Source organism: Paenibacillus glycanilyticus (assembly GCF_051200795.1).
Lineage (GTDB): Bacteria > Bacillota > Bacilli > Paenibacillales > Paenibacillaceae > Pristimantibacillus > Pristimantibacillus glycanilyticus.
In genome coordinates, this window is the sequence record NZ_CP195155.1 from 4,740,541 (window position 1) to 4,753,117 (window position 12,577).

Annotated in this window: 10 protein-coding genes; all 10 read right to left on the reverse strand. The window is 51.0% G+C overall.

The features are described from left to right. Positions 1 to 80: 80 nt before the first annotated feature. The 10 genes from ACR9FF_RS21415 to secD all read right to left on the reverse strand — a co-directional run bounded on the left by ACR9FF_RS21415 (position 81) and on the right by secD (position 12,540). Positions 81 to 1,847 carry a sensor histidine kinase gene (locus tag ACR9FF_RS21415; RefSeq protein ID WP_435164564.1) on the reverse strand — a complete coding sequence of 589 codons (1,767 nt, stop codon included), beginning with the start codon at positions 1,845 to 1,847 and terminating at the stop codon, positions 81 to 83. A gap of 1 nt (position 1,848) precedes the next feature. Continuing rightward, positions 1,849 to 2,652 carry a response regulator transcription factor gene (locus ACR9FF_RS21420; RefSeq protein WP_435164567.1) on the reverse strand — a complete coding sequence of 268 codons (804 nt, stop codon included), beginning with the start codon at positions 2,650 to 2,652 and terminating at the stop codon, positions 1,849 to 1,851. A gap of 117 nt (positions 2,653 to 2,769) precedes the next feature. Further along, the gene (locus ACR9FF_RS21425) at positions 2,770 to 4,464 is read right to left on the reverse strand and encodes an extracellular solute-binding protein (protein ID WP_435164570.1); all 1,695 of its coding nucleotides are present in this window, start codon (positions 4,462 to 4,464) and stop codon (positions 2,770 to 2,772) included. A 115-nt stretch (positions 4,465 to 4,579) separates the two neighbouring features. Continuing rightward, entirely contained in the window at positions 4,580 to 5,479 is a 900-nt protein-coding gene (locus tag ACR9FF_RS21430; RefSeq protein ID WP_201007647.1) for a carbohydrate ABC transporter permease, read from the reverse strand. Between the two features lie 36 nt (positions 5,480 to 5,515). After that, a complete protein-coding gene (locus ACR9FF_RS21435) occupies positions 5,516 to 6,475 on the reverse strand; it encodes an ABC transporter permease (protein WP_127494527.1) in 960 nt (319 codons plus the stop codon). Between the two features lie 318 nt (positions 6,476 to 6,793). Further along, positions 6,794 to 7,306 carry an adenine phosphoribosyltransferase gene (locus tag ACR9FF_RS21440; protein WP_435172179.1) on the reverse strand — a complete coding sequence of 171 codons (513 nt, stop codon included), beginning with the start codon at positions 7,304 to 7,306 and terminating at the stop codon, positions 6,794 to 6,796. A gap of 45 nt (positions 7,307 to 7,351) precedes the next feature. Then, positions 7,352 to 9,385 carry a single-stranded-DNA-specific exonuclease RecJ gene (gene recJ, locus ACR9FF_RS21445; RefSeq protein ID WP_201007646.1) on the reverse strand — a complete coding sequence of 678 codons (2,034 nt, stop codon included), beginning with the start codon at positions 9,383 to 9,385 and terminating at the stop codon, positions 7,352 to 7,354. Positions 9,386 to 9,410: 25 nt separating this feature from the next. Continuing rightward, positions 9,411 to 10,301 carry a cation diffusion facilitator family transporter gene (locus ACR9FF_RS21450; protein WP_201007645.1) on the reverse strand — a complete coding sequence of 297 codons (891 nt, stop codon included), beginning with the start codon at positions 10,299 to 10,301 and terminating at the stop codon, positions 9,411 to 9,413. A gap of 96 nt (positions 10,302 to 10,397) precedes the next feature. Continuing rightward, complete coding sequence (secF, locus tag ACR9FF_RS21455; protein WP_435164577.1) at positions 10,398 to 11,318, reverse strand: protein translocase subunit SecF; 921 nt, start codon at positions 11,316 to 11,318, stop codon at positions 10,398 to 10,400. After that, positions 11,308 to 12,540, reverse strand: a complete 1,233-nt coding sequence (gene secD, locus ACR9FF_RS21460; protein WP_201007643.1) for a protein translocase subunit SecD — start codon at positions 12,538 to 12,540, stop codon at positions 11,308 to 11,310. Before secD ends, secF begins: the two co-directional genes overlap by 11 nt. Between the last annotated feature and the right edge of the window lie 37 nt (positions 12,541 to 12,577).

Below are 12,577 nucleotides of genomic sequence, written 5' to 3' on the forward strand. Positions count from 1 at the left end.
TTTCCGAGTTTTCTTAATATTATGCTGGAAGTAGGCATCCGCGTCAACCTGCATCCCTCACCAAATTTCGCGCGGGGAAGCTAAACGGAATCGGCCGGAATGCGAATATGAACACGCGTGCCTTCACCTTCCGCACTCTCAATCGCCACACCAAATTCTTTGCCGTAATAAAGCTGGATCCTCTCATGTACATTACGGATTCCGTAGCCTACGCGTTCCGCTCCTTCTCCGCTAAATATATGGAAAATCGTCTCCTGGGGCATGCCATTGCCGTTGTCCGCAATAATCAAATGGACAACTTCCCCCTCCAGATAGCCGCTCACGTGCATATCAATCTGGTCTCCGCGCCAAGCATGCTCGAGCACATTCTCAACAAAAGGCTGAACGATCAGCTTGACGGTCGTGAGTTCGACAATTTCCGGGGAAATATTATAGTCGATTCGGACCCTGTCGCCGTATTTAATCTGCTGGATGTCCATGTAAGCCCGAACCTGCTCGATTTCCTTGCCGATTGGTATAATGGTCTGACCTTCATTCAAGGACAACCGGTAAAACTTGGCCAGATTCATGACCATCTGATGCTGCTTTTCGACCTGCCCGAATTTGGCCAGCCGGCTGATCGAGGAAAGCGTATTATATAAAAAATGCGGATTGATCTGCGCTTGAAGCGTCTCCAGCTCCGCCTCTTTCTTTTTCAAATTTGTCGTATAGACCTCTTCAATCAGGTTTTGCGTTCGTTTGCCCAGCTCATTAAGCGAAGATGCAATCGTCGTAAATTCATCGTTGCCGCTGTAATGAATCCGCCGCTGAAAGTCTCCTTGACGGAAGGATTGAAGTACGGACATCACCTTTAACACCCGCCGTGAAAACGTTCTCGAGACAAACGTCGCGACCAGCAAAATCAGTACGCAGCTCGCGCTGCAAATAATTAGCGTCAACAGCTTGACCTTTTGCGTATCCTTCTCTAACACCGAGGATGGAACCATTGCCGTGAGACTCCAATTCAGACCGGGAAGCGGCTGCCGGATAACGAGATAATTTTTGCCTCTCCCCTCATCCCACAATTGCTCCGTCGACTGCTCGGTTGCTCCCGATGCATACAAAATATTCCGGCTGCCATCGGTAATAAACAGGGTGCTGCCTACGCCAATCTTGCGGGAATCCACGCTCTGGAACAAATCGGACAAATAGACGCTGATTCGCATAAAGCCGATCTCTTTCGGCTTGGCCGACTCCAGATCAACTAACCTCCGGAGAAGCGATATCCGGTTATAACGATCGTCATCCTCAATCTGTTTCCACTGTTTCGTCTCTCCGTATTGCTCGGCGGGGAATGATTCATACCAGGGCTTTTGCGTAATCCGATTCAAATGAAGCAGGTCAAAGAACTTGCCCTTCAAGGCAAGAGGATCGATATTTTTGCTGTCGTAGTAAACTTCCGGCAATGTCTCATTGCGCAAATAAACGGTCAGCCACATGCTGCGGTTCGTCGATTCGATGGTCTGCCGGAACTTCGGAAGCAGCAGCTTGGTGGTTGCTTCATAGCTGACCCAGCCTTCCTCGTAGTGCAGCAGCTGCTTCGACAAGGTTGTATCATAATAGAGAAGATCGGATAAGCGGACCGTATCCTCCAATTTATAGACGACGTTATCTTCGATTTGCTTCAACGTTCCTTTAATGGTGTTCGTCGTATTCGAACGGATCGAATCCGTCATGATGTCGCTGGCGAAATAGCCAAGCAGAAAGATTGGTATAATGATCAGCATCATATAAGAGATCAGCAGCTTGATGCCAAACGGAATAAACTTGCGGGGATGATTAGTGCCTGTAAGCGGCGATTGCGTCATATTAGCGGTGTCTCCTGAATTCGATTGGCGTCATGCCGAAGGTTTCTTTAAACTGCCGGCTGAAATAAGGCATGTAGCGGTAACCCACCTGGTCAGCGACCTCATATATTTTTACCTTCGGATCCTTCAGCAGCTCTCCCGCCCTCTCCATCCGCATCGTAATGACATATTCGCTAAAGCCTACCCCCATCTCTTCCTTGAACATCAGACCCAAATAATTAGGGGAAAAAGCGAACCGGTCGGCCACTTCCTTGAGCGTAAGGGAACGGTTCAGATGCTCCTTCATATAGGCGGTTACTTCCAAAATAAGCTTCGTATGCTTGCCCGGTTCAACGGTATCGGTCTGAGGCAGCTGCTGATATCGGGGAGCCGTACGTTTGGCAGCCTCCCGCCATTGCCTTTCTTCTTCCTGCTTTCTCGATACTTCATCCAGCTCCTTGGTCACGTGAACCAGCGCGTCAACAAGCTCGGAATCGTCCATCGGCTTCAGCACGTAGCTGTATGCCCGAAGGGACAAGGCTTGCTTAACGTAATGGAAATCCTGATACCCGCTGACGAAAATCACTCTTAGCCCCGAGCAGCTTTCGGTCTCCTGCGCCTTGCGCGCAAGCTCCAGTCCGGACATGCTGGGCATATGCACATCCGTCACGAGAATATCGATCTCCCCGTCCTTCAATACCTCGTAAGCGTCAAAGCCGTTGTTGACGGCTGCCACAACCTCAAGCCCAAGCTCGGTCCAGGGAATAAACAAACGCATGCCTTCCAGGTCAAGCACTTCGTCATCCGCAATCAACACTTTATACATGAGGCATCTTCCCCCGTTCCCGCAGAGTGGTTAAGCCGTGAAACGGCAGAACCGCCCCTATGCATAGGGACGGCGCCGACCGCTTGACCAAATTATACTCCAGCATTAGCCTGGATGTTAATTGCCTTTCATGCTTTTTAAGTTTTCCTGCCATTTCGTTGTCTTGTAAGCAAGCAGCTTGTCGTAGCCAATTGCTTCGGCATCCTTCTGCGCTTTATCGAGGATCGCAAGAACCTCTTCATCGCTCTTCGCGTACAGCGCTTTTGCTCTTGCTTCCTTGTACAGCTCTTCGAAGGTTTGAGCGATAATTCCTTCCTCGGAATCCGGAGCCGGCGCAAGGTTGATGAATTCAGTAGCGTTCTTCTGCGTTTTCCACGTAATCGCATTTTGCCAGCGCGCTTCCCATGACTGCTGCTCTTCAGGCAAGGTCAGCTCGAATTTCATTTTGGACGTATCGATAAAGACGGTGTTGCCGTTCCATTGGAAGTTAACCGTTGCATCCATCATTTTCGTGCGGCCTTCCACGTCGGAGGTGTAAGCATCCGTAAAGATTGGGGAACCGTCCGCGTCCGTGCCTTTCCAATAGATGCCTTCAGGACCCCAGAACAAGGTGCGCGTGCCTTCAGGACCAGTCAAATAATCGAGGAAGGCGAAAATTTTCTCCGGATCTTTAGCCGATTTGGTAATGACGCTTACGTTCCAGCCCAGCTGCGTGTAAGTGCCTGCCCAAATTTTATTCTTATCGAGTCCTGCTTTATGAACCGGCCACACCATCATGTAACCGGAATTCGGATCCTTCTTCTTCAGTTCGGCGTCGCCAACCGCGCCGTATTCCGTTGGGCTCGCGCCGGCAAATACCGCGGCCGTTCCGTTATAGGCCTGCTCCTTCACTTGATCCTTCGTTTGCGTCAGGGCATCCGGAGACATCAGCTTTTCGCGGAACAGCTTGCTTGCGAACTGCATCGACTCGCGGAAGACCGGATCAAGGAACAGCGAGGTGAGCTTATCGCCGGTAGGCACGGCACGGTTCGAAACATACGCTGGAGAGTAATCCTCACCAAAGGCCGAATACAACACGTCAAGGCCTTGGCCGTCAATCGCCAAATCCGGGTTAAACGGCGTTACGTTCGGATATTTCTCTTTGACCATTTTCAAATAGTTGTAGAAATCGTCCGTTGTTTCGAGAGCCGGCTTGCCGAGCTCCTCATAAATCTTTTTATTCAAAAGGTAGCCGGCGTTGCCGTTAGGCTGGGACGTATACCAGTTCGGGAACTGATAAATCTTGCCGTCCTTCGAACGCAGCATGTTGATCGCCTCTTCGCCAACCCACTTCTTGAAATTCGGATATTTATCGAGATAATCGTCAAAAGGAACCAGCATGCCCGCTTCGCGCAGCTTCTCTACATCCGCTCCGCGATCCATCCAGATAACATCCGGAAGGTCGCCGGAGGCAATCATGGTGTTCAGCTTCTGTGCGGCATTGCCGCCCGATTGAACCGGCGTAATATCGACCTTCATATTGTCCTTAATCCATTTGGTTGCTTCATCCCCGCCCCAGGCTGGCATCGAATACCAATCGTAATGCCCGTAAAAAGAAAACTTCAGCGGCTCGCTGCCTAGCTTCCATGCTCCCGAATCGCTAGCCGTGTTCGCAGGCGACTCGCTTTCAGCCGGCTTTTGGCTGTTTGTCGCTGCTGGTTCGTTGTTTGTCTTGTTTCCGTTGCCGCTGGAGCATCCCGTCATTGCCAAAGTGATCGCCATTACGCTTGCTAGTCCAATCGTTGCCGATTTCCTCCATCTGCTCATCTTCATAAAACCCCTCTCTCCCATGCTTTTAATTATGTTCAGCGGAAGCGGATTTGTCGATCCATGCTGCCGGGCAAGCGTATCCGTTTCACGTTGAAAACGCTGGTTGGACGCAAGCTCCCTATTCCTTCAAAGAGCCTACCAATACCCCTTTTACGAAATACTTCTGCACGAACGGATACACGGCGATAATCGGAATGGTAGCCACCATCATCGTAGCCATCGAAAGCGACTTGCTGGTCACGCTTTTCATCGAGCTGAGCCTGCTCTGGGATGCGGAATCCAGCTGCGAGAACTGCTCGCTCATAATATTGGAATTCAGAATCTGCTGCAGCATCGTCTGAATGGGAATAAGCTTTTCCTTCGTAATGTAGAGACTTGGGTAAAACCAATCGTTCCAGTGCCCCACTGCCGTAAATAAGGCGAGCGTAGCGATAACGGGACCGGATAGCGGCAAAATGATGCGAAAGAATGTTGCCCAGTAACCGCAGCCGTCGATTTGAGCCGATTCCTCGAGACCTTTGGGAAGTCCCTGGAAGAAGGTCCGGAATATAATCATGTTCCATACGCTGATCAACCCCGGAATGATAAAGACAAGAAAGTTATCCATAAGGCCGAGACCGCGGATTAACAGGAACGTCGGGATAATGCCCCCGCTGAAGTAGAGCGTAACAATGCAGGCGATCATATAAAACTTGCGGCCGATCAGCTCGCGCTTGGTCATGCCGTAAGCGAATATGGCGGTAAACAGAATAGAGCAGACTGTGCCAATCACCGTCCGCATGACGGAGATATAAAATCCGTTGATAATCCGTTTGTCCTGGAAAACGATTTCGTAGTTATCGACCGTAAAAGCCCTCGGCCAGAAGGTCACGCCTCCAAGCGCCGTGTCCATCCCCTTGTTAAACGAGATTACCGCGGCGTTCCAGAACGGATAAAAGGTAAAGAAGGCGATAACGGTCAGGCTGATATAAACAAAGATCGATAAGCTTCTATCGCTTAAGCTGGATTTGATTCTCATACGCGGCGGTCCTCCTTGTGCGATTATGTGCTTGCCTTACCATAAGCTGTTGCCGGTTCTTCTTGCCAGCAGATTGGCAAAGGTGAGCAGGCCAACGCTGATTACGGCCTTGAACAAACCAACTGCCGTCGCATAGGAGAAGCGCTGTCCGGTTATCCCCGTTCTGTACACGTACGTATCCAGCACATCCGATACGTCTCTCAGCACCGGATTAACGCCGAGCAGGAGCAGATCCTCAAAGCCTGCGCTAAGCAGGTTGCCGATTGCGAGAATAAGGAAGATGATGACGACGGGCATAATTGTTGGAATCGTAATCATAAAGATTTGCTTGAACCGGCTTGCTCCGTCGATGGAAGCGGCTTCGTACATGTTAGGGTCAATGCCGGCAATCGCGGCCAGGTAGACGATAGAGCTGAAGCCGATCTCCTTCCAGACCCCCGTCGTTACGATAATCGTCCAGAAGTATTCCGGAATGGACAGGAAGCTGATCGGTTCTTTGATGAGATGCACGGACTGGAGCAGAATATTCAGGCTGCCGTTCTCCACCGACAGGATCGACATCGCAAAGCCCGACACGATAACCCACGATAGGAAATGCGGCAAATAGCTCACTGTCTGTACAACGCGCTTAAAGTACATGTTCTTTACTTCATTCAGCATAAGCGCCAGAACGATTGGCGCCGGGAAGCCGAATAAGAGCTTCAATACGCTGATGATGATCGTATTTCGCATCACCCGTTCAAACTCCGGCGCATGGAAGAACATTTCGAAATGTTTAAGCCCCACCCAAGGGCTGTCCAAAAACCCTTTGAAGATGCTGTAATCCTGGAACGCGGTCAATACGCCGTACATCGGTATGTAACTGAATACGAAAATGAGCAGAAGCGCCGGAATAACCATCAACTGCAAATCCCATTGCTTAACGAAGCGTACCAGCTTGGATTTGCGTTTTAGCGCTTGTTGTTTCTCTGCAACGGCTACGGTGATCTCTGTCATTCGTTGTCCCCCCAAAAAGAATGGCAACACGTTTTTGGTTGCGATTCTTGCTTCGTTAAGCTTCAGATGGAAGCAAGTGCTCTTGCTTTTATTTTAGAATTAGAGAAGGTTCGTTTCTATTTGCCAGACCAACGAAAAATGATACATTTCAATTGATTAATGTTATTTTTCATAACACTCCATTCCGATGTATGCGGTTGCATTTCAAGTCCGGAAAATGAATCCGTTTCCACCTCACATCTCTTGAAAGGTGTATGAAAACAAAAAAACTGCCCCTTCCGCTCACGCGTCAGGGACAGTTAAGTTAAAGTCTTGATTTTAGTATGTTACGAGGGAGAACACTTCCACGCCTTCCAGCTTCTCGCGGCCCGTCAGGTAGGACAGCTCGATCAGGAACGCGGCGCCAACCACTTCGCCGCCCAGCTGGCGGACAAGGTTCATCGACGTCGCGATTGTACCGCCGGTAGCAAGCAGGTCATCCGCAATAAGTACGCGCTGACCGGGAGAAATCGCGTCCTTATGCATCGCTAGGCTGTCATTGCCGTATTCCAGGTCGTAGCTGGCCTGAATCGTCTCGCCGGGCAGCTTGCCGCTTTTGCGGATTGGCGCAAAACCAACGCCAAGCGCCGTAGCAAGCGGAGCGCCAACAACAAAGCCGCGCGCTTCCGGTCCTGCGATAATGTCGATTTTCAGATGCTCAACCGCTTTGCGGATATCCTCGATAGCAGCACGGTATACGTTGCCATCCTTCAGAAGAGTTGTAATATCTTTGAATCTAATGCCTGGTTGCGGAAAATCGGGAATCACCCGGATGTAGTCTTTGAAATTAATATCGCTCATTCTCTTGTTCAATCCTTTCTCTACTTCCCATATCAATTATGCCATTACTTCGTTTGGAACATACGGCGAACGCAGCCTTTCGGCTTCGCGTTTCGCCTCTTGATACCTTTGCGACGTACCAAGATCACGCTTTTGCGGCGCTTCGGCAACAACGAAATGAGTGCCGTCTACCGCAATAAAGCCAAGCTCGAGGAATACCTCCAGCATGACGGTTATCATCTGCTCCGGCCAGCCGCATTGCCCGGAAAGATAGGCTTCGATTCCTTTTGCCGGAATACGCTGTTTTCTTCGGAGCAGCTGGTATACCTGTCCGAAGTGCTCCCGTTCAGGGAATCTCGCAAGCGCTCCCCCGAAATACAGATCATGAATATGAAGTTGGGCTTTGCGCTGGCCGTTCCATTCGTTAATCGACAGCTCGCCGACGAGATCAACGGGGAGACCGGCCTGCAGCTGATTCGACAGCTCTCCCAATCCGAATCCTACCGCATCCAGGGACGCACGCCCGCTTCGGAGCGACAGCTTCAAATGCCTGGCATCCTTGCCCATCGTTCGATAGTCGGACAGCTCGGCGGATTGCAGCAGCAGCCTAGGCGAAGGATTGCCCGCTCCAAACGGCTCAAGCAAAGCAAGCTGGCCGATCGTATGGACGCTTGCGTCCCCAACCGAGCAGACCAGATCAATAGCCGTCTTCGGAATCCAATCCTGCTCCGTCATCCATTCCATCGCCAGCTCGCCTAGCTTCTCCTCGAATGCAGGCAGCTGATCGCGGTGAAGGCTCATGCCAGCCGCCGCCTGATGACCGCCGTAATGGTCCAGCAGCTCATCGCATTCGGTTAACGCGGCATGAAGATCATAGCCTTCAATGGATCTCGCCGACCCTTTGCACATTCCGCTGTCCGGATCGATGCCAAGGATAATAACCGGCTTGTAATAGCGCTCCAGGATCTTGGAAGCAACAATTCCGATTACGCCAACGTTCCAGCCTTCTCCGGCCAGGACGATGACGGCAGGCTCGGGTCTTGCTGCCGCTTGCGCAGCGTCCCGTTTCCCCTGCCACTGTTGTTCGGCTTCCTTCACGATGCCGTCTACGATTCGTTGTCTTTCCTTGTTGAGCACATCCAGCGAAGATGCTGCCCTTATGGCCTCGTCGTAATCGCCGGTCGTCAGCAGCTCTACCGCGCGCTTCGCATGATCCAACCGGCCCGCGGCGTTAATGCGAGGCGCCATGCCAAAAGCAACGGTCGTGGACGTCACTTGATCCAGCTCTATCCCGCATGCTTCCGATAAAGCACGGAAGCCGGTATTTCCGGTATTTTGCAGCCGGGCGAGTCCGGCCCGGACCAATACCCGGTTCTCATCGGTGAGCGGCATAATGTCCGCAATCGTGCCAAGGCTGACAATATCCGTCCATTCCATTGGAGGACGACCCATAAGAGCCGTTGCCAGCTTGAAGGCTACGCCAACGCCGGCCAAGCCTTTGAACGGATAAGGGCAATCCTCCCGCTTCGGATTAACAACGGCAACCGCATCCGGAATCCGCTCCGGCGGTTCATGATGGTCGGTTACGACGATATCAATGCCTAGCGACTTCGCATACTCCACCTGTTCGTAAGCGCTGATGCCCGTATCAACCGTGACGATTAGACGAACGCCGTCAGCCGCGGCCAGATCAATCGCCCCGGTATTGAGGCCATAGCCTTCCAAAGCGCGATGCGGAATATAATAATCAAAGGAATAACCTAGTTCGCGGAATACATGAATCAGCAGCGATGTACTGGATACCCCGTCCGCATCGTAATCCCCGTAAATCCGAATGAATTCGCCGTTATCCGCCGCCTGCCGAATCCGGTCAACGGCTTCTTTCATGTCCTTCAGCAGATACGGGTCATGCAGCCGGTCTTCCCCTCCCCGCAGGAAGGTTTCCGCCGCTTCTTTATCCTTATAGCCTCTCTGAACAAGAAGCTTGGCAACAAGAGGAGGAATTCCGAGCTGTGCCGACAACCGTTCCGCCTGCTGCTCATCCTCTTTATTCCAAGGCGCCAAATTCCAGCGTGTTTTTGCCTGTATCACGCTAAAGTTTCAACCCCTTTCCATTCTATTGCAGAAGCGTTGGCATTTGCTCCTGGTTCGGATCATGATTCGATTTGTAAGGATAGCCGGGATCATAAGGCTCTACATGGATCGTCACGTCCGTTACATGGCCGAACCGGGTAAGCAGCAGCTGCTTCGTCCGCTTAGCAATTTCATGGCCTTCCAATACGGAAATACGCGGATTTACACTGATCACGATATCGGCAACAACATAATGCCCTTGTTCCTTGGCTTGAATCGATTCCACGGTAATAACCCCTTCTACCCGCTGAATCAGCTGCATCAATATTTCCGTGTCTTCGCTTTGGATCTCAGCCTTTGCGTCTTTTCTTACAAATCCGGCGATCGTACGATAGCCGCTTAACATGACAATGACTGCAATCACAATTGCAGCCGCAGGATCCAGATAATACAATGCCGGCAGCGCCGCAGCCTTCCCAAGCATGGCTCCCCCTGCTCCAACAAGCGCCGCTAGCGAGCAATACAAGCTTGAGCCGCGCTCCTTCTGGGAAAAGAACATCTCACGAACAAGCAAACTAAGGAGAATGGCTGCAAGCGCGGTCCAGTGCGGCGGTTTATCGACCCCTTCCGCAATGGAGCGAATGGCGGAAATGCCAATCTCAAGGCTTGTAATCAGAAAAAACACGGCCAGGAAAACTTTCGTCAGCGCTTCAGTCCGGAGCATCGCGGCCGTTTTCTTGCTTCCCTGCTGCTTACCGGACAACAAAGCAAAAGCGGCGGCACATTCTGCCGCCGTACGGAAGGCATCGGCGAGCAGCGATTTGCTGCCCGCGAGTCCGCCTACTATGCCTTTAAACAACGCCAGCGCCGCAGTTCCCCATAAGCCCGCCTGTTCAGCCGGCTTTGCCTTCGCATATCGTTGTTCGGTTGACATTTATGCCTCCAGCGTGGAATGGAACGCCGGTAATGGAACTAGCCGGCTACCATTCCACTTTTTCATAGAGTATTTTTCTATATTTGAAGCTAATGCTTATACCGCTTTTTTAGCCGCTGCTTTCGTAGACGGCTTTTGCTTGCTCTTCATAACCATCCACAGCGGAGCCGCGATACAGATCGAAGAATAAGCGCCGCTCGCAAGACCAATCATCTTCGCGAGAGCGAACAGCTTAATCGATTCGCTGCCAAAGATGAACAGGCACGTAGCGATAATGAGAACGGCGAGTACCGTGTAAATGTTACGCGCCATCGTTTGCCACAAGCTTTGGTTCACAAGATCGCCGATTTGATCGGCATTTTTTGTTTTGGCAAATCGAAGATTTTCGCGGATCCGGTCGAAGATAACGATTTTATCGTTAATCGAGTAACCGATCGTTGTCAATACGGCCGCGATAAACGGCAGGTCAACCTGAAGACGGAAGATCGAGAACATGGTAATAACGACAAAGGCATCATACAAAATCGCAATGTTGGCCGCAAGCGCCATACGCCATTCGAAGCGGATCATTACGTAGAGCATAATCGCTACGCTCGCGATAATAACCGCGTAAATCGCTTTGACGCCAAGCTCCTGTGCCATGTCAGGCGAAACTACGTTAACCTCGGAAGAAACATTATCACCGTATTTGGCTTTAAAAGCATCCTCAATGGCCTGTACTTTCGGCTGTTCGAGAACATCGTCGAACCGAGCCGAGACCCGGTCGCCGTTTGTGCCTCCAACCGTAGGCGTAATGTCGGAATAGCCTTGCTGGGACAAAATATCTTTGGCTTCCGACTGGGTAATCTTTTTGCCTACGAGAATATCCATATTGGTACCGGCCTTGAAGTCAACCCCGAAGTTCATGTGGAAGATGCTGACCATCAAAATGCCGACAATCGTCAAAATAGCAGAGAACAGGAAAAACTTGTTGCGGTGTTTAATAAAGTCGAATCGAACCTTTGCATTATAGAGCACGGATTTCTGCCTCCTTCACGCCGTAGTAGCCAGGTTTAGTAAAGAGGTTACTGCGGATCAGCAAGTGAATCAGCAGACGCGCCAAGAAGATGTTGGTCACGATACTTACGAGAATACTGAAAATCATCGTCAGGGCAAAGCCGCGGATCGCGCCGTTACCGATGAAGTACAACACGACGCAAGAGATGATATTCGTTACGTTCGCGTCCATAATGGTACGGAACGAGTTTTTCGAACCGGCCTTCAGGGAAGACAGCAGGCTCTTGCCGCTGCGAATCTCTTCCTTGATCCGTTCGTACATAATGATATTGGCGTCAACCGCCATGCCTATACCGAGTACAAACGCCGCGATCCCCGGTAAGGTTAGCGTAGCGTTCATGAGCTCAAACACGACAACGAGCAGCCAAGTGTAGGAAATAACCGTAATACCGGCTACAAAACCAGGAACGCGGAACAAGATGATCAGCAAAATCAAAATAATAATCGTGCCGATGATACCCGCGCCCACCGTATCTTCAAGCGATTTTTGACCAAGCTTTGCGCCAACGCTTTGCGTATAAATTTCGGTAAGTTTCAGCGGCAATGCGCCGAGATTGATCGTATCTTTCAGCTTGTTCGCTTCATCCAGGGTATAATTACCCGAGATTTGGGCCGAACCGCCTGTAATTGGATAGTTAACATTCGGGCTGGACAGCAATTCGTCATCCAAATAAATCGACAAAGTTTTGCCCGTCAGCTTGGTTGTAACGTCTTCGAACTTTTTAGCGTCTTTCAGTTTGATGGTAATCATCGGATTGCCCAATTGGTCAAACTCGACTTTGGCGCCGTTCTGCACGAAGTCGTTGCCTTGCAGCTCAACCGTGCCGTCCGGACCGCGGAATGTCAGATTAACCGGCTTTTTCAGCATTTCTCTGATTGCCGTTTCATCCGTAACGCCTGGAATTTTCACGCGGATCCGGTTGCTTCCTTCACGCGTAATTTCAGGCTCCGTCGTACCCGTGGAGTCAATCCGCTGCTCCAGGCTATGCGCCGTTTCTTTCAGCGACTCGGACGTTACCTGTTCGCCGCCTTCAAGTGGTGAGGCTTCGTACAATACCTCGAATCCGCCTTTCAAGTCAAGACCGAGCCGGATATCTTTGACAAGAGCCGGGCTCGTCCATGCGATAGCGCCAAACATGATGACAACGACCGCAAGGAAGGCAGTTAATCTCTTCCAGTTCATACGTACATAGTCCCCCTTAAGATCTCAATATTCCTAT

Excerpts from the sequence above, each read along its gene's own strand:
- ACR9FF_RS21450 (WP_201007645.1), bottom strand. The coding sequence starts at position 10,301 with ATGTCAACCGAACAACGATATGCGAAGGCAAAGCCGGCTGAACAGGCG.
- ACR9FF_RS21420 (WP_435164567.1), bottom strand. The coding sequence starts at position 2,652 with ATGTATAAAGTGTTGATTGCGGATGACGAAGTGCTTGACCTGGAAGGC.
- ACR9FF_RS21430 (WP_201007647.1), bottom strand. The coding sequence starts at position 5,479 with ATGAGAATCAAATCCAGCTTAAGCGATAGAAGCTTATCGATCTTTGTT.
- ACR9FF_RS21435 (WP_127494527.1), bottom strand. The coding sequence starts at position 6,475 with ATGACAGAGATCACCGTAGCCGTTGCAGAGAAACAACAAGCGCTAAAA.
- ACR9FF_RS21425 (WP_435164570.1), bottom strand. The coding sequence starts at position 4,464 with ATGAAGATGAGCAGATGGAGGAAATCGGCAACGATTGGACTAGCAAGC.
- ACR9FF_RS21415 (WP_435164564.1), bottom strand. The coding sequence starts at position 1,847 with ATGACGCAATCGCCGCTTACAGGCACTAATCATCCCCGCAAGTTTATT.
- secD (WP_201007643.1), bottom strand. The coding sequence starts at position 12,540 with ATGAACTGGAAGAGATTAACTGCCTTCCTTGCGGTCGTTGTCATCATG.